At 63.9% G+C, this 25,678-nt stretch carries 25 protein-coding genes; 13 read left to right on the top strand and 12 right to left on the bottom strand.

The features are described from left to right. A complete protein-coding gene (locus KXR83_RS07755) occupies positions 1-579 on the top strand; it encodes a nuclear transport factor 2 family protein (RefSeq protein WP_437424326.1) in 579 nt (192 codons plus the stop codon). Positions 580-700: 121 nt separating this feature from the next. Here KXR83_RS07755 and KXR83_RS07750 read toward each other — a convergent pair whose 3' ends face one another. Then, complete coding sequence (locus KXR83_RS07750) at positions 701-997, bottom strand: hypothetical protein (RefSeq protein ID WP_437424325.1); 297 nt, start codon at positions 995-997, stop codon at positions 701-703. A 313-nt stretch (positions 998-1,310) separates the two neighbouring features. Here KXR83_RS07750 and KXR83_RS07745 point away from each other — a divergent pair, with 313 nt between their 5' ends. The 3 genes from KXR83_RS07745 to KXR83_RS07735 are packed head-to-tail and all read left to right on the top strand — an operon-like array spanning position 1,311 to position 4,148. Continuing rightward, positions 1,311-2,609, top strand: a complete 1,299-nt coding sequence (locus tag KXR83_RS07745; RefSeq protein ID WP_437424324.1) for an aromatic ring-hydroxylating oxygenase subunit alpha — start codon at positions 1,311-1,313, stop codon at positions 2,607-2,609. Next, entirely contained in the window at positions 2,602-3,198 is a 597-nt protein-coding gene (locus KXR83_RS07740) for an aromatic-ring-hydroxylating dioxygenase subunit beta (RefSeq protein ID WP_437424323.1), read from the top strand. The genes KXR83_RS07745 and KXR83_RS07740 overlap by 8 nt, the downstream gene beginning before the upstream one ends. Further along, complete coding sequence (locus KXR83_RS07735; protein WP_437424322.1) at positions 3,195-4,148, top strand: PDR/VanB family oxidoreductase; 954 nt, start codon at positions 3,195-3,197, stop codon at positions 4,146-4,148. The genes KXR83_RS07740 and KXR83_RS07735 overlap by 4 nt, the downstream gene beginning before the upstream one ends. A gap of 686 nt (positions 4,149-4,834) precedes the next feature. On the opposite strand, the gene KXR83_RS07730 is transcribed toward KXR83_RS07735, so the two are convergent. Together KXR83_RS07730 and KXR83_RS07725 are read right to left on the bottom strand one after the other, a co-directional pair. After that, entirely contained in the window at positions 4,835-6,385 is a 1,551-nt protein-coding gene (locus KXR83_RS07730; protein ID WP_437424321.1) for a solute symporter family protein, read from the bottom strand. Continuing rightward, positions 6,382-6,681 carry a DUF485 domain-containing protein gene (locus KXR83_RS07725; protein WP_437424320.1) on the bottom strand — a complete coding sequence of 100 codons (300 nt, stop codon included), beginning with the start codon at positions 6,679-6,681 and terminating at the stop codon, positions 6,382-6,384. The genes KXR83_RS07730 and KXR83_RS07725 overlap by 4 nt, the downstream gene beginning before the upstream one ends. 445 nt (positions 6,682-7,126) lie before the next feature. Here KXR83_RS07725 and catA point away from each other — a divergent pair, with 445 nt between their 5' ends. From catA to catC, 3 genes are read left to right on the top strand one after another with little or no spacing between them, the layout of a single operon-like run. Next, positions 7,127-7,981, top strand: coding sequence for a catechol 1,2-dioxygenase (catA, locus tag KXR83_RS07720; protein WP_437424319.1), 855 nt, complete (start codon positions 7,127-7,129; stop codon positions 7,979-7,981). 7 nt (positions 7,982-7,988) lie between these two features. Further along, positions 7,989-9,110, top strand: coding sequence for a muconate/chloromuconate family cycloisomerase (locus KXR83_RS07715; protein WP_437424318.1), 1,122 nt, complete (start codon positions 7,989-7,991; stop codon positions 9,108-9,110). A 27-nt stretch (positions 9,111-9,137) separates the two neighbouring features. Further along, on the top strand, positions 9,138-9,419 hold the full coding sequence (catC, locus tag KXR83_RS07710) for a muconolactone Delta-isomerase (RefSeq protein ID WP_023957138.1): 282 nt from the start codon (positions 9,138-9,140) through the stop codon (positions 9,417-9,419). Between the two features lie 98 nt (positions 9,420-9,517). Here the strand turns inward: catC and KXR83_RS07705 are convergent, their stop codons facing one another. After that, on the bottom strand, positions 9,518-10,159 hold the full coding sequence (locus tag KXR83_RS07705; protein ID WP_437424317.1) for a CoA transferase subunit B: 642 nt from the start codon (positions 10,157-10,159) through the stop codon (positions 9,518-9,520). Then, positions 10,156-10,905, bottom strand: coding sequence for a CoA transferase subunit A (locus KXR83_RS07700; protein ID WP_437424316.1), 750 nt, complete (start codon positions 10,903-10,905; stop codon positions 10,156-10,158). Before KXR83_RS07700 ends, KXR83_RS07705 begins: the two co-directional genes overlap by 4 nt. A gap of 87 nt (positions 10,906-10,992) precedes the next feature. Here KXR83_RS07700 and pcaD point away from each other — a divergent pair, with 87 nt between their 5' ends. From pcaD to KXR83_RS07680, 4 genes are all read left to right on the top strand, one after another. Continuing rightward, positions 10,993-11,766 (top strand): 3-oxoadipate enol-lactonase, encoded by a 774-nt coding sequence (gene pcaD, locus KXR83_RS07695; protein ID WP_437424315.1) that lies wholly within the window; start codon positions 10,993-10,995, stop codon positions 11,764-11,766. After that, a complete protein-coding gene (locus KXR83_RS07690; RefSeq protein ID WP_437424314.1) occupies positions 11,763-12,542 on the top strand; it encodes an IclR family transcriptional regulator in 780 nt (259 codons plus the stop codon). The genes pcaD and KXR83_RS07690 overlap by 4 nt, the downstream gene beginning before the upstream one ends. Positions 12,543-12,605: 63 nt before the next feature. Beyond that, the gene (locus KXR83_RS07685) at positions 12,606-13,817 is read left to right on the top strand and encodes an acetyl-CoA C-acetyltransferase (protein ID WP_437424313.1); all 1,212 of its coding nucleotides are present in this window, start codon (positions 12,606-12,608) and stop codon (positions 13,815-13,817) included. A 55-nt stretch (positions 13,818-13,872) separates the two neighbouring features. Next, positions 13,873-14,664: an IclR family transcriptional regulator domain-containing protein gene (locus tag KXR83_RS07680; protein WP_437424312.1), complete on the top strand. Its 792-nt coding sequence runs from the start codon at positions 13,873-13,875 to the stop codon at positions 14,662-14,664. 13 nt (positions 14,665-14,677) lie between these two features. Here the strand turns inward: KXR83_RS07680 and KXR83_RS07675 are convergent, their stop codons facing one another. From KXR83_RS07675 to KXR83_RS07660, 4 genes are all read right to left on the bottom strand, one after another. Continuing rightward, positions 14,678-16,408 (bottom strand): DUF3556 domain-containing protein, encoded by a 1,731-nt coding sequence (locus KXR83_RS07675; RefSeq protein WP_437424311.1) that lies wholly within the window; start codon positions 16,406-16,408, stop codon positions 14,678-14,680. Between the two features lie 170 nt (positions 16,409-16,578). Then, complete coding sequence (locus tag KXR83_RS07670; protein WP_437424310.1) at positions 16,579-17,880, bottom strand: competence/damage-inducible protein A; 1,302 nt, start codon at positions 17,878-17,880, stop codon at positions 16,579-16,581. 64 nt (positions 17,881-17,944) lie between these two features. After that, positions 17,945-18,247: a lipopolysaccharide assembly protein LapA domain-containing protein gene (locus KXR83_RS07665; RefSeq protein WP_116917341.1), complete on the bottom strand. Its 303-nt coding sequence runs from the start codon at positions 18,245-18,247 to the stop codon at positions 17,945-17,947. An 82-nt stretch (positions 18,248-18,329) separates the two neighbouring features. Continuing rightward, positions 18,330-19,523: a serine hydrolase domain-containing protein gene (locus tag KXR83_RS07660; RefSeq protein ID WP_437424309.1), complete on the bottom strand. Its 1,194-nt coding sequence runs from the start codon at positions 19,521-19,523 to the stop codon at positions 18,330-18,332. Positions 19,524-19,773: 250 nt separating this feature from the next. Between KXR83_RS07660 and KXR83_RS07655 the strand changes: the two genes are divergently transcribed. Beyond that, positions 19,774-21,063, top strand: a complete 1,290-nt coding sequence (locus KXR83_RS07655) for a hypothetical protein (RefSeq protein ID WP_437424308.1) — start codon at positions 19,774-19,776, stop codon at positions 21,061-21,063. A gap of 185 nt (positions 21,064-21,248) precedes the next feature. Here KXR83_RS07655 and KXR83_RS07650 read toward each other — a convergent pair whose 3' ends face one another. Beyond that, positions 21,249-22,814 carry a DUF222 domain-containing protein gene (locus tag KXR83_RS07650; protein WP_437424307.1) on the bottom strand — a complete coding sequence of 522 codons (1,566 nt, stop codon included), beginning with the start codon at positions 22,812-22,814 and terminating at the stop codon, positions 21,249-21,251. A gap of 231 nt (positions 22,815-23,045) precedes the next feature. Then, entirely contained in the window at positions 23,046-23,918 is an 873-nt protein-coding gene (locus KXR83_RS07645) for an LLM class F420-dependent oxidoreductase (protein WP_437424306.1), read from the bottom strand. Positions 23,919-24,044: 126 nt separating this feature from the next. On the opposite strand from KXR83_RS07645, the gene KXR83_RS07640 reads away from it, so the two are divergent. After that, positions 24,045-24,824 carry an SDR family oxidoreductase gene (locus tag KXR83_RS07640; RefSeq protein WP_437424305.1) on the top strand — a complete coding sequence of 260 codons (780 nt, stop codon included), beginning with the start codon at positions 24,045-24,047 and terminating at the stop codon, positions 24,822-24,824. Positions 24,825-24,848: 24 nt separating this feature from the next. Here KXR83_RS07640 and KXR83_RS07635 read toward each other — a convergent pair whose 3' ends face one another. Continuing rightward, on the bottom strand, positions 24,849-25,628 hold the full coding sequence (locus KXR83_RS07635) for an alpha/beta fold hydrolase (RefSeq protein ID WP_437424304.1): 780 nt from the start codon (positions 25,626-25,628) through the stop codon (positions 24,849-24,851). Positions 25,629-25,678: the final 50 nt, after the last annotated feature.

Raw genomic sequence — 25,678 nt, 5'->3', positions numbered from 1 at the left:
ATGACAACGAACACGACCGACGCCGGTCGAGACGATGCCTTGGCGGCCCTCGCCGCACGCGTCGAGGTACTCGAGGCAGAGGCCGAGATACGAAGGCTGCAGGCACGTTACATGCTCCTGTGTGACACGCCTTGCCCTGACCCCGGCATTGTCGACGACGCTCAGCGCATCGACGCGATCGTCGATCTCTACACCGCCGACGCCGTGTGGGAGGGCGTCGGCGAGTACTACAACGGTCAGTTCGGTCGCGCGGTGGGCCGCGATGCAATACGGGCCCACTTCCAGAACTTCTGGGGTGAGAAGCAGGATCCCGCCCTGCTGCTGAATGCGCACTACCTCACCTCGGAGCAGATTCATGTCGACGGTGACACGGCAGAGGGTCACTGGATCCACATGCAGCCGTGGTTGTTCTCCGACGGCAGGAGTCTGCTGCGGTCGAGTCGGCTGAACAACGCGTTCCGCAAAGAGTCCGGGACCTGGAAGATCTCGAGAACCCGCACCGAGAACGTCTTCATCGCGCCGCTGCCCGAGGAGTTCGCAGAGAGCTACCCATCCACCTCGGTGGTCATGAACCCCTGAGAGACATTGTCACGCAGTGCTTTCAGCCCGATGTACAAACGCCCCGACGAGCAAACGCCCCGAAGAGCAAACGCCCCCGAGATCTCGACCGGATCCGGGGGCGTTGTTCGTGCGGGAGCGCCTAGACGTCGTCGTCCGCCCAGACTGCATCGGCTTCCCAGAAGTCCATTCCGCCGGCGCTGACCTTGTGACGCCAGTCAGAGGTGCGCCGAAGGGTCGGCTCGACACGGGCGGTCACCGCGTCGGCGGCGTCGGGCCCGTCGGCCGGTACCGTCCAGTGCACCCAGTTCAGCTCGCGGCCGGAAGCATCGCGGGTGAACAGATCGACGTGCCGCCATCCGTAGCCGAAGGTGTCGTTGTAACAGGTGAGGGTCATCCGGTGCTCGCCGGCGACGGCGGTGCGGGCTGTTGAGGTCATTTCGATTCCGTGGGTCTTTCCTCGCATGGGTTGTGGCATCTACGAGTTCGGCTCTGTCACTGCCTGAGCGTGCGGCCGGCCACTGCCCGACTCTACGGCGGAACGGGCTCGTCCGGGCCCACTGCGGGGGTAAGGAAATCACCTACCCGAGGTTGTGTCTTTTCTGATTTCGCACCCGGCCGTGCCCCCGTACCGTGGGCGGGGAAGGTGCGAAAAGTCGCAAGACCGCGGTAGGTGTGCGCATCCGGTGCCGCAGTGCCACAACCTCGTTCGTCTTGCGATGCACATAGTCTATCCACTGGAGCGATCACCGATGACCATCGACTTCTCCGCGGAGAAGGTCTTTGACCTCCCTCCCGCCGACCTGGTGCGCGAAGATCGCGTAGCGGGCCGTATGTACACCGACCCCGAGATCTTCGAGCTCGAGATGACCAAGATCTTCGAGAAGACATGGGTGTGGGTTGCACACGAGAGTGAGCTCCCCAAGGCCGGCAGCTTCAAGTCGACACACGTCGGACGCCAGCCGGTCATCGTCAGCCGTGACCGCAAAGGCAACATCCACACGTTGCTCAACAGGTGCCGCCACCGCGGGGCCAGCGTGTGCGAGAAGCGTTCGGGCACCACCAATGGGTTCACCTGTCCCTACCACGCCTGGTCCTACGGACTGGACGGAACGCTGCGCGGCATTCCCTACCCCGACGGTTACGAAGACGTCATGGGCAAGGAAGGGATGGGCCTGAAGAAACTGCGGACCGAGTCGTACGCGGGGATGGTGTTCGCCACGCTCGACCACGATGCTGCGCCTCTCGCGGACTTCCTGGGTGATGCCAAACTCTGGATGGACAGATTTTTCAAGCAGGGTGGCGGTTACCCCGTCAAGGTTCTCGGCACGCACCGGTTCAAGTTCCGGGGCAACTGGAAGATCCAGCTCGAGAACACCACCGACGGTTACCATTTCCCCATCGTCCACCGCTCGTGGATGGCGTCGGTCGACTCCGAGACGTCGGACATGATGAGCTTCATGACCGACCCCGCGGCCATCACCCACGACCTCGGCAACGGTCACTCGGTCATGCAGATGGTTCCCGAGCACTCCGATCTCGACATCGACGACGGCAGCGAGCCCCTGCAGGCTCGTTTCGACGGCCTGGTCGCCGAACTGAAGTCGGCCGGTCTCGACGACGCTGCGGTCCGAAAGCTGGTGCGGGCCATGCACGGAACAGGGTTCAACCTCAACCTGTTCCCGAATGTGTCGATGTCGATCTCGTTCTTCCGGGTCATCCGGCCGATCTCGGTGGACGAGACGTGGATCGAACACGTCGCTCTCGGCTCGGACGGCCCGGCTGACATCGTCGGCCCGGTCAACCGCGAGCGGCTCAGGGTGCACGAGCACTTCCAGGGCCCCTTCGGTTTCGGAACCCCTGACGACGCGGAGGGCTGGGACCGCGTGCAGCGGGGCGCGATCGGCGGACCCGAACTGCCGATCATGGTCAACCGCGGTCTCGGCCGGGAACAACTCTCACCCGAGGGTTGGCCCACCTCACACGTCACAGACGAAACCGGTATGCGCGCTGCATACGGCAAATGGAAGGAGATGATGAGCGATGACTGACACGGTCACCACCCCGAAGCCCAAGCCGAAACCCAAGCCGGGGGCGTGGGCAGCCGCCACCGAGGGGCGCGATCTTCCGGTCTCCTTTGTGCCGACAACGGATCCCCGCGTCGTGCGGGCCACCGACCTCATCGCGCGCGAGGCCGAACTACTGGACCAGAAGGCCTACGAGCCCTGGCAGCAGCTCTACTCCGATGATGCCCTCTACGTCGTCCCGATCGACCCGGACGAAGAAGACTTCGCCAACAGCCTGAACATGGTCTACGACGACGCCAGAATGCGTCAGTTGCGCGTTACACGGATGACCGAGGGTTACGCGATCGCGGCGGTCGACTCGGCGACGACAGCGCGTACCGTCTCACGTTTCGTCCCGGCCGACGTTGTCGACACCGAGGACGGCTCCACCGTCGAGGTTCGCGCCGCGCAGGTTCTGATCGCGTACAAGCGTGGCAGGCATGACATCTGGGCCGCGAACGTCGACTACACGATCCGGGTGGCGGCAACTGCGCAGGAAGACAAGATCGTCCGTAAGGTGATCCGCCTCATCGACGGCAGGGACGAGGTCCCGGCGGCCGGATTCCTGCTATGAGCGTGCTCGTACGGGTGGCGGAGGTCGTCGAGGAGACGCCCGACATCCGCACTCTTCGATTGACTCGCGAGGACGGCGCCCCGTTCGTCCGGTATGAGGCAGGCGCCCACATCGATGTGGTCGGCCCCACCGGCGTGCTGCGCCAGTACTCGCTGTGCAGTCCACCGAGCGACCCGTCGTCGTTGCTGATCGCCGTGAAGCGGGAGGCGAAGTCCCGTGGTGGTTCGGTGGCGTTGCACGAGGTGAGCACCGGCGACCACATCAAGATCAGTGAGCCGCGGAATCTGCTCACGATCGCCAAAGGTGCAGACCGGCACATCTTGATCGCCGGAGGCATCGGTGTGACGCCGTTGCTGAGCATGGCCTACGAGATCTATTCGTGGGGCGAGGAATTCGAGCTCCACTATTTCGCCCGATCGCGTGATCAAGCGGCCTTTGTAGACCTGCTGGAGAACCGGGTCGATTTCACGCCGCGCGTGCACCTGCATTTCGGTACACCGCGGTCGGAACAGCCCGGTGTGCTCGCCGACGTTGCGTCAACCGCGACAAGCGCAACCCACGTCTACGCCTGTGGCCCGGACGGATTCATGGAGCAGGTCGCGGCAGTGTTCGCACCGGTGGTCGGATCGGATCACGTTCACACCGAGCACTTCGTCGCGACGGTGATCGACTCGAGTGACGACAAGGCGTTTGCCGTCGAGCTGGATACGGGCGAAGAGTTCGAGATCCCGGCCGACCGGTCCATCCTCGAGGTCCTCGAGGACAACGGCATCGAGGTGTTCAAGTCCTGCGAGGAAGGCATCTGCGGTTCGTGTGTTTCCGGTGTGCTCGAAGGGACGCCGGACCACCGCGACAACTGCCTGTCAGCGGCAGACAAGGCCGCGGGGAATCAGATGGCGCTCTGCGTGTCTCGAGCGTTGTCGGAGAAATTGGTGATCGAACTCTACTGAGAGAACAGGCACCTGATACGGGCACCACATCGTAGCGACGATGTGGTGCCCGTTTTTGGTTGTGGGAGAGGCGGTCTCCTCCGATTGTGGCCATTTCCTCCGGTTGCAACGGGGGGATCTGCATGGAGTCGGAGGAACTGAGTGCTGCCGGCCAGACCCTCCGACTTTGGCGACTTCCTCCGGTTGCAGCGGGAGGTTCTGCACGAAGTCGGAGGAACTTGTCGCCCAGCGGGTGTGGGGTTTGCGGTCTGTCGGTCTAGGTCCTCCGATTGTGGCGACTTCCTCCGGTTGCAGCGGGAGGGACTGTGTGTCAGCGGGTGTGGGGGCTTGCAGTCTGCCGGCCAGACCCTCCGACTGCAGCCACTTCCTCCGGTTGCAGCGGGAGGGGCTGCATGGAGTCGGAGGGACTGTGTGTCAGCGGGTGTTGGGTTTTGCGGTCTGCTGACCAGACCCTTCGACTGTGGTGACCTCCTCCGGTTGCAGCGGGAGGAACTGCACGAAGTCGGAGGACCTGAGTGCGGTCGGCCATACCCTCCGGTTGCGATGACTTCCTCCGGTTGCAACCGGAGGTTCTGCATGGAGTCGGAGGGACTGGCTCATTCCACACAAACACAAAACACCTCCCGCGGGCTGGGTGCCCGGCGGGAGGTGCCTGGTGTCGAGAGGTCGGCGGCTGCCGCCCCGGGTCAGCTGACTTGGGCGGAATCCGGTGTCCGCACCACGGGCGGCTTGCCGGTGAGCGCGGTGATCCGCATGTCGTCGAACGTCTCGGTGGCGTCTTTCGCACGGTCTCCACGCGGTGCCGTCATCAACGCGACCACGATGGACACGATGAGCGCGATCGGCGCGACGACAAGAGCCGGGTTGGAGAAGCCGAGAGGCGCGTCGGGGCCGTGGATGGCGGGGCTCGCGAGGATGATCGCGATCGACAACGTCAGTCCCACAACGATTCCGCTGATGACCGCAGATGCGGTCATCCGGCGCCAGTACATCGTCAACAGCAGCGCCGGCAGGTTGGCGCATGCCGCGATCGACATTCCGAGGGAGGCCAGGAACGCCACGTTCTGCTTCTCCGCCGCGAGTGCGATGAGGACGCCGATGGCGCATGTGGCGACAGTGGCGATGCGGGCGGCGCGATGCTGACCCACCTCGGACACCTTGCCGCGCCGGAACACCTGCGCATAGAGATCGTGGGCGATCGCGCCCGACGTGGCGATGACCAGACCGGAGAGTGCGGCAAGGATGGTGACGAAGGCGACTGCAGCCACGAAGGCGAGAAGCATTGAGCCACCCAGTGATTCGGCCAACTGGGCCACGGCCAGGTTTCCTCCCTTGTTCTCCTTGGCGATGTCCTCACGTCCGACGATGTTGGCGGCTCCGTAACCGAGGATCGGAATCATGAGATAGAACGCGAAGAAGACCCAGATCGCCGTGTAGGCCGATGATCTGGCCTGCTTCGAATCCGGCACGGTGAGGAAGCGGATCATCACGTGTGGCAGTCCGAGCACACCCAAGACCAGCCCGACGATCTGCGACAGCTGATCGAACGACGCCATGTCCGACGACCGGGCCGGGCCGACAAACGACTTGCCGAACTCGCTGAGCGCCGACGAGAACGGGCCCAGGGGGTTGAAGTCGAACCGAAAGAGCACCAGCAGGAACATCGCGACCGCGCAGCAGATCAGAAGTCCGGTCTTGATGATCTGGATCCAGCTGGTCGCGAGCATGCCACCGATCATGGTGTACGCCGTGGTCAGCACGCCGATGATGAGCACGGCCACGTAGTACTTGATGTCGAACAGCAACGACACGATGAGCGCGGCTCCGACAAGCTGCGCGACCAGGTAGACCACGCTGATGACAACGGTGCTGGTGGCCATGGCGGAGCGGACGGCCGACCCCTGGAAGCGCGTCGCGAGTACGTCGGCGAGGGTGAAGCGTCCGAGGTTTCGCAGGGGTTCGGCGACGATCAGCATCGCGAGCAGGAAAGCGATCGGGACGAAGACAGCCAGATAGAACCCGTTGAATCCGGTGAGCGCGATGGCTCCGGTCACACCGAGAAATGATGCGGCCGAGATGAAGTCACCTGCGATCGCGACGCCGTTCTGTCTACCGGAGAGTCGGCCGCCGGCGACATAGTGGTCGGCGGCTGTCTTGTTCCGTTTGGACGCCCACCACGTGATGATCAGGGTGACCACCACAAGGGCGCCGAAGAGCAGTGCTGAAGAAAGTGTCATGAGCTGGTCTCTCCGGTGGTCAGGGCCGCGAGTCGTTGGTCGAACCGAGCCGCCCAATGCGAATACCAGCGGGCGACGACGATTGCGACGACGAACTGGGCGAACGCATAGACCCACGCGACGGTGAGTCCCTGGAAGAGCACCCCGTCCAGGACGGAGATGAATCCACCGAGGACGGGCAGCGGCAGGAAGAACGCCAACACTGCTGCGCTCAGGGTGAGTGTGAGTCGGGTGCGCTCTTTGCTCAGTGCGTAGTAGTCCGTGCGATCGGCGCGGGGGTGTTCATGCACGGTCATGGGGTACCTCTGCCGTCGGCCGCGGACAGGCCACGACTCCGGTGATCCAGGGGGCTGACATGCCCTTTGAGATAGTTCATCGAAACTCCAAGGTGGGGTACGCGATGCGTACATGGCTGACCTTCTGCGTACGTGATCGTGACTGCTGTCACAGATGCGAGGCAATTGGGAATTCCCTTAGGGAGACGCAGGGAGTATCCGGTCTGCCGACGGCCATGAGGTCGGGACAAGGCAGAACGACGTCGAATACCATTGTGTGGCAGCGCCGCTCAGCAAGGACGCAGTCGATGAACGATGTCCCGGCTCGTCGGGTCCACCGCGGTGGATGGGCATTCGGGTGCTTGACATCACCTGTGACTGGACGCACAGTGTACGTACGCACTGCGACAGCCCGGTACGCATAGCGGTCACACCTCATAACGATCTGCTGAGCAGGAGACACGACATGACAACCACCGAACACGAGAGCCCCACCGCGGTGGGATCTGGCACCGCCGCCACCGACAAGTTCAAGAACGAGCGGGTCAGTGCCGACACCTCGCCGGAACGAGTTGCTGCCATCGCGAAAGACGCGCTCAGCGCGCTGCACAAGGTGATCCTCGATCACAACGTCACGTATCCGGAATATCGCGTGCTCAAGCAGTGGCTCATCGATGTGGGCGAGGGCGGCGAGTGGCCGCTGTTCCTCGACGTGTTCATCGAGCATGCTGTGGAAGAAGTCCTTGCGCGCAGCCGTAAGGGCACCAAGGGCAGCATCGAGGGGCCGTACTACGTGGCCGATGCTCCCGAGCTGCCGTCGGTGTGCACGCTGCCGATGCGTGAGGTCGACACGAAAGAGACCCCTCTCGTCTTCTCCGGTCAGGTCACCGATCTGGACGGCAAGGGCATCGGTGGTGCGATCGTCGAGTTGTGGCACGCCGATGCCGATGGCTACTACTCGCAGTTCGCCGATCATCTGCCGGAGTGGAACCTGCGCGGAAAGATCATCACCGACGGTGAGGGCCGTTACCAGGTGACGACCATTCAGCCTGCGCCGTACCAGATTCCGACCGACGGCCCGACCGGTGCGTTCATCGCGGCCCAGAATGGTCATCCCTGGCGGCCGGCGCATCTGCACCTGATCGTGTCGGCACCGGAGCACGAATCGGTGACCACGCAGCTGTACTTCGACGGTGGGGAGTGGCTCGACAGTGATGTCGCCTCGGCCACCAAGCCTGAACTCGTCTTGCGGCCGACCTCAGGTGACGACGGGGTCAACCGGGTCACATACGACTTTGTACTCGACCCGGCAGCCGGGTAAGCGGGCTGTGCCGGATCTGAAGATCGTCGGCGTCGACACCCGCATCATCGACGTCCCGCTTGTTCGCCCGCACAAGTTCGCCACCACATCGATGGACGCTCAGCCGATCCTGTTGGTATCGGTTCGTGTCGACGGTGGGGTCACCGGCGTGGGCGAGGGTGTTGTCCCAGGTGGGCCGTGGTGGGGCGGTGAGTCGGTCGAGACGATGAAAGTCCTCGTCGACCGCTACATCGCCCCGGTGCTGGTGGGCCGCACCGTGGACGACATCACCGGGATCATGCTCGACATCGAGCGAGTGGTCGCAGGTGCTCGGTTCGCGAAGGCATCGGTCGAGATAGCGCTGCACGATGCGTGGGCCCGGTGTCTGGATGTGCCGGTACACACGTTGCTGGGCGGCGCATTTCGAAGCAGCATCGATGTCACATGGGCGCTGGGGGCCGCGCCGGTCGAGGATATCCTCGCCGAGGCCGCTGAGAAGCTCGACCGCAGAGAGCACTTCAGCTTCAAGCTGAAGATGGGCGCCATCGAGCCGGCCGACGACACGGCGCGAGTTCTTGCCATCGCCGAAGGCCTCAAAGGCAGGGCCGGGGTACGGGTGGACATCAATGCCCGGTGGGATCGGTTCACAGCGCTGCGGTATCTACCGGCTCTGGCCGATGGTGGCGTCGAGTTGATCGAACAACCCACGCCCGGCGAGCAGATCGAGGTGCTGGCCGAGTTGAACCACCTGCTGCCGATCCCTGTGATGGCCGATGAGAGTGTGCAGACCCCACACGACGCACTCGATGTGGTGCGCCAGGGCGCGGCCGACGTGATCGCTGTCAAGACCACCAAATGTGGTGGTCTGCAACGCAGTAAGGAGATCGCCGCGATCGCCAAGGCGGCCGGTGTTGCGTGCCATGGTGCCACGTCCATCGAAGGCCCGATCGGTACCGCCGCATCGATCCATTTCGCGTGCTCGGAGCCTGCGATCAACTATGGGAGCGAACTGTTCGGTCCGCTGCTGTTCTCGGTCGAGTTGTTACAAGAGCCACTTCGGTATTCGAACGGTAAGGTCGCGCTGCCCGAAGGTCCCGGGCTGGGCATCCAGCTCGACATGGACGTCGTCAACTCGCTGACCCGCGAGTGACACCCGAATCCCGAAAGGACAAACCCGTTGGCACTCTTCCATGTTCGTATGGATGTGAACATCCCGCGTGACCTCGACCCCGACGAGCGGGGCGAGACCATCGCGCGAGAGAAGGCCTACTCGCAGGACCTGCAGCGGCAGGGCAAGTGGGTTCACCTGTGGCGCATCGCCGGTCAATACAGCAACATCAGTATCTTCGATGTCGCCGATCCCGACGAGCTCAACGACCTGCTCTGGGGGCTGCCCTTGTTCCCGTACATGGACATCGTGGTCACCCCGTTGGCCAAACACGGATCTTCGATCAAGTAGGCAGCACAAAGACATTCAGCCACATCGGTCGGTTCACCACCGGCTGATGTGGCTTAATTGCGTTGTGCGAGGGGTGGTCTGCAACCACACCCACATGCTCACACGACGCTGTCGACGAGGATTGTTGCCCCGGTCTTGTCGAGGAGTTCGTCGATACCCACGCCGGGTGCCAGTTGCACCAAACGCAGTCCGTTGTCGGTGATGTCGAGAACGGCGAGGTCGGTGATGATGCGCTGGACACACGCCTTGCCGGTGAGGGGCAGCGTGCATTGCTCGAGGATTTTGGGGGCGCCTTTGCGGGTGATGTGCTCCATCATGACGATGACCTTGCGGGCACCGTGGACCAGGTCCATGGCGCCTCCCATCCCCTTGACCATCTGACCCGGGACCATCCAGTTGGCCAGATCGCCGGTGGCGCTGACCTGCATTGCGCCGAGTACCGCGACGTCGACATGGCCGCCGCGGATCATGCCGAACGAGGCGGCGGAGTCGAAGTACGAGGCGCCGGGGTTGACGGTGATCGTCTCTTTGCCGGCGTTGATGAGTTCGGGGTCGAGTTCGTGCTCGGTGGGGTAGGGCCCGACTCCGAGAACTCCGTTCTCCGAATGCAACTCGACCGAGATGCCGGGTGAGATGAAGTTGGGGACCAACGTGGGCATGCCGATGCCGAGGTTGACGTATTGCCCGTTCTCGAGTTCGTCTGCCACGCGTGCGGCCATCTCTTCGCGTGTCCAGCTCATGGGCGTACCGTCCTCTTCTCGATGCCTACCTTGACCTTGCCGACGTGCACCACACGTTGCACGTGGATGCCGGGGGTGTGTACCGCGTCGGGGTCGATCTCGCCTGGTTCGACGAGTTCCTCGACCTGGGCGATGGTGATTCGTCCTGCGGTTGCGGCCGGGGGATTGAAGTTGCGGGCACTCCGGCGGTAGACCAGGTTGCCGTGGCGGTCGCCCTTCCATGCGTGCACGAGGGCGAAGTCGGTGACGATGCCGTGTTCGAGAACGTATGTGGTGCCGTCGAACTCGCGGGTCTCCTTTGGCGGACTGGCCGTGAGGACGCCGCCGGTTCCGTCGTATCGCAAGGGCAGACCACCGTCGGCGACCGGTGTCCCGACTCCCGCGGGGGTGAAGAACGCCGGTATCCCTGCGCCGCCGGCGCGCATCCGCTCGGCCAGTGTGCCCTGTGGGGTCAATTCGACCTCGAGTTCACCGGACAGATATTGCCGGGCGAACTCTTCGTTCGACCCGACGTATGAGGAGATGGTCCTGCGGATCCGGTGTTCGGCGAGCAGCATTCCCAAGCCGAATCCGTTGGTGCCGCAATTGTTGCTGACCGTCTCCAGGTTGGTCGCACCTTGATTAAGGACGGCGCGGATGAGTACCTCGGGTACGCCGACCAGGCCGAACCCGCCTACGGCGACGGACGCGCCGTCGGGTATGTCGGCGACCGCGGCCGCTGCTGTGCTGATGACTTTGTCGAGCATGATGCAACGATAGCGTCGTGTACGCTACAAGTACAGTCGTACGCAGTACGTACAGCTATGTGTACACATCAACGAGGAGGGTTGTGCATGTCAGTTGATCTCGCGCGCACGGTGGCCGGGGCGCAGGACGGTCGGGACACGGTGGTGCTCCTGGGGTCGCTGGGCTCGAACCGCTCCATGTGGGACCCGCAGATCAAAGCGCTTGCCGATGGCGGGCTGCGCGTGATCGCCTTTGATCCTCGTGGACATGGGGATTCACCGACTCCGCCGGGGCCGTATTCGGTGGACGACCTCGCCGCCGACGTGCTGTCGACCCTCGACACCCTCGGTGTCGAGCGGTTTCACGTGGTCGGGTTGTCGCTCGGCGGCGCAGTGGCGCAGCATATCTCGATAACGGCCGCAGATCGGGTGGCCGGATTGTCGCTGCTGTGTACCGCTGCAAAATTCGGGGAACCGGCGGGTTGGGTCGAACGGGCGGCAACCGTGCGGGCACAGGGGACAGGCGCGATCACCGACGCTGTTGTCGGACGGTGGTTCACGGCCGATTTTGCCGAGTCGCATCCAGACGTTGTCGACAAGGCGGTCGCCATGGTGCGAGGCACCGACGACGAGGGGTACGCCGCATGCTGCGAAGCTCTCGCGGACTGGGATTCGCGTGCCGATCTGACGGCGATCTCGGCGCGCACCCTGACCATCGCGGGAACGCAAGACCCGTCCACCCCACCGGACACGGTGCAGATCCTGGCCGATGGCATCACCGGGGCCCGGTTCGAGGTGCTCGACCCCGGCGCCCACCTGGTGAACCTGGAACGGGCAACAGAGGTCTCGGCTCTGCTCCGGGCTCATATCGTGGGCGCATGACACCCACTCCCGGCGATCATGTCCAGTCACTGGCCCGAGGGCTGGCGGTGATCCGGGCATTCGATGCCGACCACCCGAGGCAGACGGTCAGCGAGGTCGCGACGGCAACCGGACTGTCCCGGCCGGCGGCGCGCAGGTTTCTCCTCACCCTTGTCGACCTCGGCTATGTGCGCTCGGACGGTAACGCCTTCTGGCTCACACCACGCGTTCTCGACCTGGGGTACAGCTACCTGTCGAGTCTGTCTCTCCCGGAACTGGCCGGCCCGCACCTGGAGGCTCTCGCCGCGAAAGTGCATGAGTCTGCCTCGGTGTCGATTCTCGACGGCGACGACATCGTCTACGTCGCACGTGTTCCGGTGAGCCGCATCATGGCGGTCTCCATCACCATCGGCACCCGGTTTCCGGCATACGCGACGTCGATGGGGCGCGTGCTACTGGCGGGTCTGAACGACCACGAGCTGGACGAGCACCTCGCCAGGGTCTCGCCCGTGGCACTGACCGAACACACCAAAACCACTGTGCGCGAACTCCGCGACGAGATCGACCGGGTCCGCCGCGACGGTTATTGCATCGTCGACGAGGAACTCGAACTGGGATTGCGCTCACTCGCCGCGCCGGTGCACGGACGTGACGGAGCGGTGGTCGCAGCCATCAACATATCGACCCAGTCGGCTCGATACAGCGTCGACGCCGTCCACGCTGATCTGCTCCCGCAGCTACAGTCGACGGCCGCGGAGATCACGGCCGACCTCGCCCGAACCCCGAACTCCCGGTGAATTGACCGCCCGGGACCGAACTCCCGCAAACCCCACTCCCGCAGACCGATTCAGGAGCCACCCATGCCAGACGCTGTCATCTGTGAACCGTTGCGCACACCCGTCGGACGTTTCGGTGGCTCACTGAAAGATGTTCCACCGCAGACGTTGGCGTCGACTCTCATCCGGGAGTTGCTGCAGCGTACGGGGATATCCGGCGATCAGATCGACGACGTGATCCTGGGTCAGGCGACGCCGGGTGGGGAGGCTCCGGCGATCGGCCGGGTCGCGGCTCTCGACGCCGGCCTGGGAATCTCGGTGCCCGGCATGCAGGTGGATCGCCGGTGCGGATCAGGCTTGCAGGCAGTACTTGTGGCGTGCATGCAGGTGATGACCGGGGCCGGTGACGTGGTGATCGCCGGTGGTACCGAATCGATGAGCCAGGCAGAGTTCTATACCGATTCGATCCGATGGGGTGTCAAGGGCACCGGGGTGGAACTCGCCGATCGCCTTGCGCGTGCCCGTGTCACTGCCGGTGGCGCCAACTTCCCTGTCCCGGGCGGGATGATCGAGACCGCAGAGAACCTGCGGGCCGAGTTCGGCATCAGCCGCGCCGACCAGGATGCGTTGGCCGTCCAATCGCATCGACGGGCCGTTGCCGCGCAGGACAGCGGTGTGTTCGCAGAAGAGATCGTCGGCGTCGAGGTGCCGCAACGGCGGGGCGCCGCTGTGGTGGTCGAGCGGGATGAGCACCCACGTGCAGACACCACGGTCGAGTCACTGGCGGCTTTGCGGCCGATCCGGAGTGCAGTCGATACCAATGCGACGGTGACTGCCGGGAACGCCAGTGGCCAGAACGACGGTGCCGCAGCCTGTGTGGTGACGACCCCTGAGAAGGCGGCGGAGCTCGGACTGCGTCCGCTCGCCCGGTTGGCCGGATGGGCGACAACCGGCGTGGAACCGGGGCGGATGGGTTTCGGACCCGTGGGCGCGGTCGAAAAGGTGCTGGGTCGAATGGATCTCACACTCGGGGACATGGACGTGATCGAGCTGAACGAGGCCTTTGCGGCGCAGGTGCTGGCCGTTCTGCAGGCATGGGGGATCGACGCCGACGATGCGCGACTCAATCCACACGGGTCAGGCATCTCGCTGGGTCATCCGGTCGGGGCCACGGGTGCGCGGATCCTGGCGACCCTGCTGCGCGAACTGGACCGTCGAGAGGGCCGGTATGCCCTGGAGACCATGTGTATCGGTGGTGGGCAGGGTCTTGCTGCTGTCTTCGAACGCACAACCTGACCGGCCACCAACTGCCCGCATTGCGTACGGTTGAACCGCGACTATCGAGGGGGCAATGGTGACCGACGTCGGGGCCGAGCGGGACCGGGACCACATCCAGAGCATCGAACGCGGCTTTGCGGTCCTTCTGGCCTTCAACGCTGATCGTCCCAACCCGACGTTGGCGGAACTGGCCGCAGCCACTTCGCTTTCCCGGCCCGCGGTACGTCGCATACTGCTGACACTGCAGCGGCTCGGTTACGTATCGGGTGGTGACGGCCGATGGTCGCTCACCCCGCGCGTCCTGAGCATCGGCCAGCACTACACCGCGTCGCATTCGCTTGCCGATACTGCAATGCCGCATCTGCTCAAGATCGTCGAGACCGTTCACGAGTCGGCGTCGCTCGGCGTGCTCGACGGAGCCGAAGTTGTGTATGCAGCGCGCGTTCCGGTGCGCCGGATCATGAGCATCAACGTGTCGGTGGGTACCCGGATCCCGGCATACGCCACATCGATGGGTCGGGTGTTGCTGGCCTGGGCTCCGGCCGGTGTGGTCCGCTCGGTGATCGAGAAGACGGATTTTGCGCATGCCCTGACGCCGGCGACGGTGACCTCGGGTGAAGAGCTCCACCGAGAGCTGGCCAAGGTGCGGGAGCAGGGTTATGCGCTGACCGAGCAGGAACTGGAGGTGGGCCTCATCTCACTGGCCGCACCGGTTCGCGACGCCGGTGGATCGGTGGTCGGGGCGCTGGCCTGCTCGACATCGTCGGCGCGTGCCACGGCGGAGTCATTTGCTGCCGACACCGCCGGGTTCCTGGTATCGGTGGCACAGGAGTTCAGTGCTGATCTGGGCAACGGATACCGCTGAGCGCGCACAGTATTCAGGGTGCGACTGCCGAATGCACGTGCACCGGTACGTCGTCGTCCCACGGCTGACGGGTCACCATGTCGGCCACTCGCACCTCGCCGCGCTCGAACTCCCCGGTGGCTGCGTCGACGAGCCGGTACTGCTGGGTTCCGCGGTGGATCGGTTGGGCTTCGAGCAGCACGATCCGTACCTCGCCGGGTTCGAAATGACACCTCTCCTGTAGCGCTGCGATGAGCTGTTCGCTGTGGAGGTGGCCGTCACCGAAGTTCCATCCGAGCGCCGTGCTGCAGATGCGTTCCCCGTCCGTGAGCAGGTAGTCCGACTCGTTGCGTCCGGTCATCGCCCGATGCGCCAGGGTGAACAGGGCCCGGCCGTGGGTGTTCATCGCGCGGAAGGCGTAGCCGAGATACAACGGGATCTCCAGGCGTTCCTTGCCGTAGACGCGCTCGAGTTGTGCGGCAGGCATGCTGGCGATCGAGACGATGCCCGCCTCGATCTTGGCCGAGCCGGAGGGCGTGATGCACCACAGTGTGGTGTCCCAATTTCCTGCGTAGTAACGCATTCCCGGCAGGAACGAGATCTTGCCGGGAAAGAGGTTGCCCGCCACCACGACGGCCGCGCTCACACCGGTGAGTGCGAGAACCAGCCAGAGATGGTCGGCGTCGGAGGGCGCGACGTCGGCGTGGCCGACGAACAGGAACAGCACGCCGAAGATCATGAAAACGTTCCACTCCAGCGGCACGCCCATCGGAATGGCACTGAGAATGCCGAGATGGAAGACCACCATCGCGGTGGCCGCGATGGCAGTGGACCAGCCACCGTGTGAGAAAAAGAGGATCAGGGGCACACCCATCTCGATCACCGTGGCACCGTGCGCCACCACACGTGAGAGGCGGCCAGGGCGCAGGTCATCGGGGAAGTGCTCGAAGAACTTTCGCTTGATCCTCTGTGGTCGCACGATCGGGTTGTTCGACATCATCGTGGGCACCACAAACGGGAAGTGCTTGTTGAGTTTGGAAGTGGCCGCACCCATCCAGATGATGACGAAGACGATCTTCGCGGCAAGGATCATGTCAGCGCCTGTGAGGAGGAAAGTCACGACCAGGGCGCCGTAGACCTCGCCGCGAGCTGCGAGGAAAACCGTCTTGTCCCGCAGCCCGATCAGCGCTAGCGCGACCAGCACGGCGATCGGTATCCAGAGGGGGAGCGGTCCGATATCGCTGCCGAGATCGGGCGCCGGTCCATCACCGCCTGAGATCAAAGCGAGCACGCACGTCACGAGGAGCAACGCGTAGAGCAGTACATCGACGGGAGTTCGGTTGCTGCCGGCGGTGAATGGGATCACCCGAGGCCACGGCGGCAGTCGAATGGTGTTCGGTCGCAGCCAATAGAGCGCCGACCCCATCGGGGGCGAGTACCGATTGTTGAGTGGGCCGAATCCGCAGCCGAGCCCGAGCACCTCGAAGAGCAGGGTGTAGATCACGATCTTCTGGAAGACGATGGGCTCGTCCCACCAGCTGCTGATCTGCGTGACGCCGCCGAGGCCGGACGTCGACCCGGCGATCAGTCCGCCCACCACGATGTACAGAAGGATCTTCACCACGTAGAAGAGGTGCAGCACAACGGGTGTGCCGAAGCCGACCTCCGCCCAATGGCGGGCCATCGGGCGGATCTTCTCCGCACGGGTCCCGCGGCTCCACTCGTCCATCTCGAGACTGAGGAGAGTAGGCGTGGTGAATCCCATTGCACAATCACCTTCTTGACGTATCGCGGCCGACTTCTGTCGCGACCGTAAACGAAGTGGTTGTGTGCAGGCAGCAAAATGCGATTTGTCGGCGGGGACGGTGATATCGCCTGGTCCGCTCAGAAGCTATATCTGGTTGCGTGATGCAAACGGGTCAGAGCGCAGTCGAGTCACACCCGTTCGGCTGCGTCCAAGACTTCCGCGAGCAGGTGCATGGCAACGGTGGTGGACAGTGCCCGCACACTCGTCCGATCGCCGGGTAGGCGTCGAGTCTTCGTGACGGTCGGCTGACCAGTCACCGCGACCCCGAAGCAAACCGTGCCCACCGGTTTGAGTTCGGATCCACCGCCGGGCCCGGCGATCCCGGTTGTGGACACCGCCACGTCAGCGCCGACCCGGCTCAGCGCACCCTCGGCCATCCGTGCGGCGACCTCTTCACTGACGGCTCCGTGCTCGGCGATCATCTCCGCGGGGACGTCGAGAAGGCCGGATTTCACGTCGTTCGCGTACGAGACGACGCCGCCCATCACATATGCCGATGATCCGGGCCGTTCGGTGAGTCGTGCCGCGACGAGGCCGCCAGTGCATGACTCTGCTGTGGCGATACGGCGGCCGGCGAGTGCTGCCGCCACCAGATCGTCGATGGTCGACCCGTCGGTCGAGAAGATCCGGTCTCCATGACGGGCGGTGATCTGCTCTGCCAATCGGGAGTACGCCCCCGCAGCCGACTCTGGGTAGCGAGTCACCATCTCGAGCTCGCCGAGCCGAAGGCAGGTGGTGATCTCCAGATCATCGAAGCCGCTGATCTCGTGCTCGACGGTCCGCAGGGTTGCTGCCAGGTCGGCTTCCGACAACCCGTACGCGAAGATCGTCGACTGATTGAACTCCGACCGTCCCGCCAGGGCTTCGATCACCGGTGCGGTCTCGAGCGCCGTCGGCCACATTACCTGCAATTCGCGGGGCGGCCCCGGCAACACCAGGATGGCGGGCCGAACCGGGACGGAATCGACCACCTCGGCGGCGATGGCCACTCCGGGTGCGGTGCCGGTAGGCGGAATGGATTCTGCGCCTTCGGGAACCATCGCCTGCTTTTGGATGCCCGCACGCAGTGGCGCAGCGTCCGGCGCAGATGTCAATCGTCCGCGCCACCGCTGCACGATGGCATCTATGTGCTGCTCGAGTTCGGCCTCGAGGTGCAGTTCGCGTCCGCAGAACGCGGCCACCGTTGCAACGGTGAGGTCGTCAGCGGTCGGGCCGAGGCCACCGGTGGTGACGATGAGGTCCACGCGCTGGTCGGCCAGGAACTGCAGCTGGGCAGTGAGGTCATCCGGGCGGTCGCCGCACACGGTGATGTGTGCGACGTCGACACCGAGATCGAGGAGATGCTGAGCGACCCACGGGCCGTTCTGGTCGGTGACCCGGCCGGTGAGGACTTCGGTACCGGTCACCACGATTCCTGCCCGCACTGTCATCTTGCCGAGCTTAGCGGCGGGTGCTGTGGGTGTCTGGTCACCCTCGTCCAACGATGGTCAAGTCTCAGCGGTGGCGGTCGCGCACCTTGCGTCGCAGCCGCAGGATGCCGCTGCCGAGCAGCGCGATGAGGAAACCGACCACGGCCGCGAGGAGCAGGGCAACACCTTGTGCCATGTCGAGGTTGAGTCCGAAGAACTCGATGTGTACCTGTTCGGTGTTCTGCGTTACGAAGACGATCAGTGCGATCACCAGGAGCGCAGCGAGGATGAGCCCGAGAATCGTGGAGATCTTGCGGCCGCTGCCGGACGCGGGGGCAGTGGTGGTGGTCGTCGCGGGTGGGGCTGCATCGTAATTGGGGTTGCTCATGGCGTCCTTTCCGGTGCTGTCATAGGCGAAGAGCCTTTACCCACCCGCGATGGTTCACAAACGGACCGGTTGCGGGGCAGCGTCAGCCCAGCGCCGCCTGGAGTCCCGCCGATACTGCCGGAGCGGGAAAGGCCTCTTTGCCGTCGACAGTGAAGGTGTTGTCGCTGTTGGTCAGCACGATGATCGTGGTGTCGGAGTCGTAGTTGTGGAACAGCACGCTGTTGTATCCGGGGATGTCGCCGTCGTGGCCCCACCAGCCGCCCCGATCGCCGATCCCGATGCCGTACCCCGCGGTCGCTGTGTTCGGAGGGATGTCGCGGATGATCGAATCCCTCCGGAACTGCTGCGTCGAACTGTCGAGGACACCTTCACCGGTGAACAGAGCGTGGCCCCATTTCTTCAGGTCGTCGAGAGTCGAGATGACCGCGCCCGCGGTGAAGGCGAACGATGGGTTCCAACGGGTGGAGTCGACGTTCTGCCCGGGCGGCTGGTTCTGGTTCGTCAAACCGTCCATGTGTGGATTGCCGATCTCGGTGGAGCCGCCGGGGAACGAGGTGTCGGCCATCCCCAGTGGTCCGAACAGTCGCTGCTCGAACACGTCGGCAATCGGCCGGCCCAGCACCTTCTCGATCACCATGCCCAAGAGCACATAATTGGTGTTCGAGTACTCCCAACCCTGACCCGGAGCGAAGTCGGCCGGGAGTCCCTTGACGCCGTCCACCAGTTCTTGTGGAGGCCAGGCATATTCGGGATTCGCGAAGAACTTGTTCACGATCGCGTCGGACTTCGTGTAGCTCGGGATGCCGCTGGTCATGTCGGACAGTTGCAGCAGGGTCGCCACATCGCCGTTGGGTATACCCGGCACGTACTTGCCGATGGTGTCATCGAGGGCGAGCTTGCCTTCTTGCACCAACTGCAGCAACACCGTGGCGGTCATCGTCTTGGTGAGTGATCCGATGCGGGTCTTGTCGGTCGCCGTGGGCGCCTGGGTCTTTCCCTGACCGATGGTTCCCGATGTGCCGGTCCAGGTTCCGTCGGGCGAGGCGACTTGCGCGATGACGCCGGGAAAACCTGCCTGGTTGCGGGTGTCGTCGAGAACTTTCTGGAATGCGGCGGCTTCGGAGGGGGCCACAGTCGTTGGGGGCGTTGTCGTCGACGATGCTGTTGACTCTGACGATGCTGCCGACTCATCTGACGAGGACGAGCAGCCGCTGAGTACCAGTGAGACCAATGCCATCACGGTGATGGCTGAACCAAGTCGGTTGTGTGTTTTCATGTTGCCCTTGAGTTCGTGTGAGCGCGTTTGAACCGTCTCATAATGCCCTCTGCGAGTGAGGCGTTCGTCATGTTTGGGCAAACTCGCGCCAAAGAGCTGTCGGCGAACCGGTGTGGATCGCGTGGCGCGCGGAGACCGGTGGGTGCCGGTACGGCCCTCTCGCCTACGAGCTGGGGCCCCTCTGACACACTGCGGCATATGAGCTGCAGGCACGAGACCAACACTGCTGCGCACACATCGAGAGTTCAGCATGGTGAATAGGGTGCTGGTCTCGGCTGCGGTGGCAGTGGGTGCGTTCATCTCCGTCGTGGTGCTCCTGACCCGCCTCGGTGGCGGACAGTCGGTGTTCGAGTCAGATCCATGGCGAGTGCTGTATCAGGGTGACGTCGCGTGTCTTGCGTTGTGCGCTGTGGTCGCGGTTGTCGTCAGTGTCTTGATGGGTCGCTCTCTTGTCTTCTTCGTCGGCGGCGCCGGCTTGGTGGCCCTTGGTGCCGTGGCTGCTGTTGGCACCTCAGCGAATTGGGCAAGCTACCTCAGCGCCGTGGCCACAGGACTGTTGATTGCTGCGACGGGATCGTTGGCAGTGCAAGAAGACAACCGAGAGTTGTTGCAGACTTGGCTCTTTGCTGGTGCCTTGGTCGGCGCTTGGTTGGCCCGGCCACTCGAGCAGTACCGCTCATCGGTCACGTACTCCGGCGCCTACACACCAACCGGCACGCCCCCCGACTGGCCGCTGGTTGTCGGTGTAGTTGCCGCACTCGTTCTGTTCGCGGCCGCCAGGTTCACTGGGCCTCCGCACGCCCTATTCCCCGACGACAACGGCCGATCGGCTACGCAGCGTTCTGCTCTGGGGCCCACTTTGACGCTCGGGATCGGCGTGCCAGTCGTCGCGTTGTTGTCCTGGTGGTGGTTCATTGCCACCGTTGGGTCCGGCGACGACATCGAGGGCGGTACATGGGCATACGGCATAATTCTGCTGCCGGTGATCATAGTCGGCGTGTGGTGGTTGCCGCACCGCAACGGTCTGGTGTTACTGGCGATACTCGCGACGTTAACCGCTGCAGCTGGCTTGCCCAAATGGCAAGGATCATGGCCGATGCTTCTAGTCTTCGTGATTCTGATCGCCGGCGGTCTCGTGACCGGACGCCGCTGGGCACACCCCATGATCGCTATGGCCGTGCTCCTCGTCTGCACACTCATGACTGCAATAGACGGATCGCCCTGGGATGCCGTGGGGATTGTCGCCGCATTCGTGGTTCCCGTCGCGGGCGCGCACGTGGTCGCAGCTTGTCTACCCACGACCGCACCTGTCAGCACTATCGCGGTCGCGGGACCAGCCACACTGTTCCCCGTCGCCGGCATCAGCTTCGGCTGGGTCGCCTACGGCACCTCGAGCCCATCGGGCTTCGACAGCCACCAGCCCACCACCACTGAAGTGATGCTGGCCGCGGTCACCGTTGCTGCGTGCGGGATTGCACTTGCTTGCCTGACTCGCCGCCGACCGCCGAGCGACGTCGACGAGAACGGTATGTTCGCATAGTCGACGAGCGTTTGGTGATCGCGGTCGCAGTGGCGGTTGACGTGTAAGGTTCTGCACGACAGCGGTGTTCAGATGTAGCGGGACGCGCCCGAGTGGGCTCGGAATTGGCCCAAGCAGGCTTTGTGTTTGTCTGCAGGTGTTGCAACACCTGCAGACGAACAAACGCCCTGCGTTTGACTGCGCCGCTATTCCTCGACGTGTTCTGCCGAGTCTTCGGCGGTGTCATCCAGGTTCGCGGTCAACTCGGCCGGGTTGTGTTGCTGTAGCTGCATGCGTTGTTCGCGTTCGTTGAGTGCCGTTTGGCGTTTGGCGATGATGTTCTGCCAGGCCGCCTCGATGGTGTGGCCGGTGTGGTGGGCCCGGTTGATGCGGGGTTGTTGGTCGGGGTCGATGTATGTGGGTGGGATCCAGGCGACTCGGCCGGCGTCGGGTCCGTCGCGGAGCATGATGGTCTGCCATTGATCTTCGCCGGGGCCGATCATCGCGTGGTGCGGGATGCACGCCGGTGCGAGTTCGTCGATGTCGGTGTGTCCGCCGTCGGCCCAGGCGGTGGTGTGATGGATTTCGGTCCAGGAGATCGGGTTACGACAACCCGGACTGGTACAGCCTCGGTCTTTGGCGAACAACGCCATCCGTTGGCCTTGTTGGGCGGTGCGTTTGGCCCGTGCGAAGTAGAGCACGTCAGCGGAATGGTTGGCGAACACCGCCAACGACCAATCCGAGCGGGCGGCGAGTTCGAGAGCGTCCTTGACCGGCAGGTCAACGCCGGAGGCGGTGTGGGCGATACCCGCGGCCTCATCAAGCTGTTGCTTGGTCATCGTGATGATCACCTGCACCGGCAACCCACGATGCGAAGTACCGAGCAGTTTGTACTCCAGGATGGTCTTCAAGATCGCCTTGAATGCATCGTGCTGACGCTGAGCTCTACTCCGGGTGTCACGCCCTGCGGCAGCCTCAATCACCTGCGCGTCCACACCAGGGTCGTCAATAGCGCCGACGGGTGAGTTGGGATCATCCGGGTTGTTCATCCCGGGTGCTGCCCACACATCCATCACCGTGCGAAACAGAGCCAACGTTGCCGGGTCGAGATGGCCAGTAATTTTCGCCATCATGTCCAAGCCCTGCGCCCCGTCGGACAAGCCCCGGTTGCGTTTGCGGTCAGCGTCGTCGGTGAGTGTCCCGTCCGGATCGACCCGCGCCAGGACTTCCCGCCCGCAGACTTCAAGTTCGGTGGGGCCCAGGGTGCGGGCGTTGTCGGTCAGCCACGCATCGACCACGTCATACACTTCCGGCGCCGACTTGTGCGGGATTTTGTCGCGGACTTTGAGCAACACATCCATGTGCGCCAACCCAATCGAACCCTCGGCCAGGGCTTGGGCGGCGGCTGGGCACTTCGGGGGCAACGCCTCACCCTGCATCGACAACAACACACCGGCAGCATCAAGCGCTTTCAACCGCGACGAGGCATCACCACGAGAGACCCGCAACTCACTCATCACAAACCGATGCAACGTCGAATGACCAGCCTTACGAAATAGGCCCCGATCACTGACCTCCTGCAACCGCTTGAGGCCCTGAAACGTCAGTGCCCGAACAACTCTCTCGTTCACCCGCACCAACTCGGCCACCTGCACATCATCAACATCGGTCGATGACGCACCAGCAATCCGCTGCAGCAGAACATCAAGATCGCGATACAACCCCACCAACACCGGCATTGGCGGTGGATCCACCGTCACCGAATCACTCATCGACAAGCCCCCCAGCCCTCGAACCCCTTTCATCAAGTCTACCAACAGAATCCGACATTGTCGAACACAGGTTCGAGTCAAACAAGTTCTGGATCCTCGCAGGCTTTGTGTTCATCTGCAGGCTCTGCAACACCTGCAGACGAACAAAAGTCCTGCGGGTGATTCAGTAAACCCTCTGTCTACATCGACCTTTCGCACGTCTTCGACCCAGACCGGGCCCCCGCCCTACCTCTACCAGTCTGCGATCACCGGAATGACGCGGTCGCCGAGGATCTCCAGCGGGGTGATTTCGGCAACCCCCGGGACCCAGCCGTGAACGTGGGTGACACCCAGATCTGCCAGTGGTTTGAGCTGCCCGAGCAGCTCGTCGACGTTCGCGCCCTCTGCTCCCGGGTCGAGAGGGAACATGACGGTTTTCTCGATCGCGTCATAGTCGGTGCTGAGTGATTCACAGTGCGAGCGAAGCACATTGAGCTTGTGTTCCACATCGGGTCCGCCGAACAGGTTGCACGCCTGCGCATACTGGGCGACCATCCGCAGGGTCTTCTTCTCTCCGCTGCCGCCGATCAGGATCGGCGGATGAGGCCTGCGCAACGCTTGCGGCACATTGAGTGTGCTTCCGAGACGGTAGTGCTTGCCGTCGTAGGCCCCATTGTCATCGCTCCACATCTGAAGGCAGATCTGCAGGGTCTCTTCGAGGCGCTCGAACCGCTCGGCCGTGCTCGGGAACGGCAGACCCAGGCCCACGCATTCCTCTTCGTTCCAAGCCGCGCCGATGCCCAGGTAGGCCCGACCCTTGGACAGCACATCAAGAGTTGTGACCGCTTTTGCGAGCAGTCCGGGCTCGCGATAGACGGTGGCCGTCACCCAGGCGAGGAGGTCGACCTTCTCGGTCACCGCGGCCAGGTAGCCCAGCGCCGTGTAGGCCTCGAGCATGTCGGTGTCGACAGGGCCGACGGGTCCGATCTGCCAAAGATGGTCCATCACGCTGAGCTTGGCGAACCCCTGCGCCTCAGCTGTCTGCGCGATGGTGACCAGATCGTCCGCCAGTCCGGACGGCCCGGCAGGGTAGGTGAAGTCCGCGATATGCAATCCGAGTTCCATGGTCGCCACGGTATCCGCGATCGTGGGACCTAGTCAGGGACTGACAGTCCTACCCTGAGCCGTTGCTGACACCGGGGCGCTCGAAGCGGCACGTGGAGCCCCGCCCGGATGATAGAACCTGAAGATATGACTGAAGTGACTCAGGGCATGAGCCGCAACCTATTTGACGTCGCAGGCAAGACTGCGCTGGTCACCGGCGGTACCAGCGGTATAGGGGCGATGATCGCCCACGGACTGCTCGAACACGGCGCACGCGTTGTCATCGCAGGACGAAAGCAGCCGGCTCTGGAAGCGGCCGAGGCTGACGGCTTGACGGCGATCCAAGCCGATCTTTCGACCACAGACGGCTGTCGTGAACTGGCCGAGAAGGTTGCCGACCGGGTGGACGGTCTGGACATCCTGGTCAACAACGCCGGCGCCACGTGGGGTGCTCCGCTCGACGAGTTCCCCGACTCGGCATGGTCCCGGGTCTTGGATCTGAATGTTCGGGCGCCGTTTGTCCTGACGCAGGCCTTGCTTCCGATGTTGGAGCGAACGGCCACCGCAGACGATCCTTCGCGGGTCATCATGATCGGCAGCATCGACGGAATCCGCGTGCCGCGCACAGCTTCCTACTCCTATTCGGCGAGCAAGGCCGCCGTACATCAGCTCACGCGTCACCTCGCCCGCGATCTCAGCGAGCGTCACGTGACCGTCAACGCCATTGCGCCAGGACCATTCGAGTCGCGGATGATGGCGCCCATCCTCAAGGACCTTCGCGCGGAGATCGAGGCCGCGTCGCCGTTGGGGCGGATCGGCCGGCCCGACGACATGGTCGGCGCCGTCGTCTACCTGGCGAGCCGGGCGGGCTCCTATCTCACCGGCACAGTGATTCCGGTGGACGGGGGAATGGCGACAACGTTGTAGCGCGCCTGTGCGGCGCCGGATCCTTCAATTCGAACGGGCCGCACCGGTGGTGCCGATGATGGTGTCGGCCACGAGAGCCGGGTCGTCGATCATCGGAACGTGACCGACGCCGGTCAGCACCGTGAACGTGGCCTGCGGAATGCGATCCCGCGCGATGGCGCCGTTGACGTCGACAGGGAAGATCCGGTCGTGCTGACCCCATGCGAGAGTGATCGGGCACGGCAGGGGGTCGAGCGGTTCGAGGTGCTCGCGGGTACCGAGGAGGTCGACGGTCACCGCGCACCCCAGAAGGTCATCTGCCGCAGTGAGAGCCGCGGCAGGTGTGAGTCGATCCGCGCGCCAGGCGATGTCGCGCATGGCAATTCGCCGCACGGCTGCGAGCTTTAGTGCCAGTGGGGCGATGGGCCTGCTGACCTTTGTCAGAGCGACCTCGCGGCGTAGCCGCGCAACCGCGTGATCCTGGCTTGCGCTCCCGATCGACCACATTCCTGCCGGAGACAACGCACAGACGCTTGCAGCGCGACCGCGGCGTGCCAATTCGATGGACATCCAGCCGCCCATCGAGTTGCCTGCCAGATGTGGTCGGTCGAGGCCGAGATCGTCGAGGATGCGCTCGGCATCGTCGACCATGTCGCCGAGGGTGACCGGTCGGCGGGCCGGTGCCGGCGCACCGCCGCGATGGCCGAGTGCGGTGGGCGCATGTACCCGGTGAACCTGCGACAACAGTGGGATCACGTCGGTCCACGCGGACCCGGACATCGTCACGCCGTGGAGTAGGACCAGGTCGGGTTTGCTCTCGGTCATGCGCGAAGTCTGGCACGTCTCGGGTGATGTTCGGGGCGGCACCGTCCGGA

It is taken from the genome of Williamsia muralis (assembly GCF_051487485.1).
In the GTDB taxonomy this organism is placed as follows: Bacteria; Actinomycetota; Actinomycetes; order Mycobacteriales; family Mycobacteriaceae; genus Williamsia; species Williamsia muralis_B.
The sequence above is the reverse complement of the archived record's forward strand: the minus strand, read 5'-3'. Positions and strand labels throughout refer to the sequence as shown.

Bases quoted from the DNA above. Each gene is read 5' to 3' on its own strand.
- KXR83_RS07700 (WP_437424316.1), bottom strand. From the start codon at position 10,905: ATGCTCGACAAAGTCATCAGCACAGCAGCGGCCGCGGTCGCCGACATA.
- KXR83_RS07650 (WP_437424307.1), bottom strand. From the start codon at position 22,814: ATGAGTGATTCGGTGACGGTGGATCCACCGCCAATGCCGGTGTTGGTG.
- KXR83_RS07665 (WP_116917341.1), bottom strand. From the start codon at position 18,247: ATGAGCAACCCCAATTACGATGCAGCCCCACCCGCGACGACCACCACC.
- KXR83_RS07640 (WP_437424305.1), top strand. From the start codon at position 24,045: ATGACTGAAGTGACTCAGGGCATGAGCCGCAACCTATTTGACGTCGCA.
- KXR83_RS07735 (WP_437424322.1), top strand. From the start codon at position 3,195: ATGAGCGTGCTCGTACGGGTGGCGGAGGTCGTCGAGGAGACGCCCGAC.
- KXR83_RS07685 (WP_437424313.1), top strand. From the start codon at position 12,606: ATGCCAGACGCTGTCATCTGTGAACCGTTGCGCACACCCGTCGGACGT.
- pcaD (WP_437424315.1), top strand. From the start codon at position 10,993: ATGTCAGTTGATCTCGCGCGCACGGTGGCCGGGGCGCAGGACGGTCGG.
- KXR83_RS07745 (WP_437424324.1), top strand. From the start codon at position 1,311: ATGACCATCGACTTCTCCGCGGAGAAGGTCTTTGACCTCCCTCCCGCC.
- KXR83_RS07635 (WP_437424304.1), bottom strand. From the start codon at position 25,628: ATGACCGAGAGCAAACCCGACCTGGTCCTACTCCACGGCGTGACGATG.
- KXR83_RS07740 (WP_437424323.1), top strand. From the start codon at position 2,602: ATGACTGACACGGTCACCACCCCGAAGCCCAAGCCGAAACCCAAGCCG.
- KXR83_RS07755 (WP_437424326.1), top strand. From the start codon at position 1: ATGACAACGAACACGACCGACGCCGGTCGAGACGATGCCTTGGCGGCC.
- KXR83_RS07690 (WP_437424314.1), top strand. From the start codon at position 11,763: ATGACACCCACTCCCGGCGATCATGTCCAGTCACTGGCCCGAGGGCTG.
- KXR83_RS07680 (WP_437424312.1), top strand. From the start codon at position 13,873: ATGGTGACCGACGTCGGGGCCGAGCGGGACCGGGACCACATCCAGAGC.
- KXR83_RS07730 (WP_437424321.1), bottom strand. From the start codon at position 6,385: ATGACACTTTCTTCAGCACTGCTCTTCGGCGCCCTTGTGGTGGTCACC.
- catA (WP_437424319.1), top strand. From the start codon at position 7,127: ATGACAACCACCGAACACGAGAGCCCCACCGCGGTGGGATCTGGCACC.
- KXR83_RS07670 (WP_437424310.1), bottom strand. From the start codon at position 17,880: ATGACAGTGCGGGCAGGAATCGTGGTGACCGGTACCGAAGTCCTCACC.
- KXR83_RS07660 (WP_437424309.1), bottom strand. From the start codon at position 19,523: ATGAAAACACACAACCGACTTGGTTCAGCCATCACCGTGATGGCATTG.
- KXR83_RS07645 (WP_437424306.1), bottom strand. From the start codon at position 23,918: ATGGAACTCGGATTGCATATCGCGGACTTCACCTACCCTGCCGGGCCG.
- KXR83_RS07725 (WP_437424320.1), bottom strand. From the start codon at position 6,681: ATGACCGTGCATGAACACCCCCGCGCCGATCGCACGGACTACTACGCA.
- KXR83_RS07655 (WP_437424308.1), top strand. From the start codon at position 19,774: ATGGTGAATAGGGTGCTGGTCTCGGCTGCGGTGGCAGTGGGTGCGTTC.
- KXR83_RS07705 (WP_437424317.1), bottom strand. From the start codon at position 10,159: ATGAGCTGGACACGCGAAGAGATGGCCGCACGCGTGGCAGACGAACTC.
- KXR83_RS07750 (WP_437424325.1), bottom strand. From the start codon at position 997: ATGACCTCAACAGCCCGCACCGCCGTCGCCGGCGAGCACCGGATGACC.
- KXR83_RS07675 (WP_437424311.1), bottom strand. From the start codon at position 16,408: ATGGGATTCACCACGCCTACTCTCCTCAGTCTCGAGATGGACGAGTGG.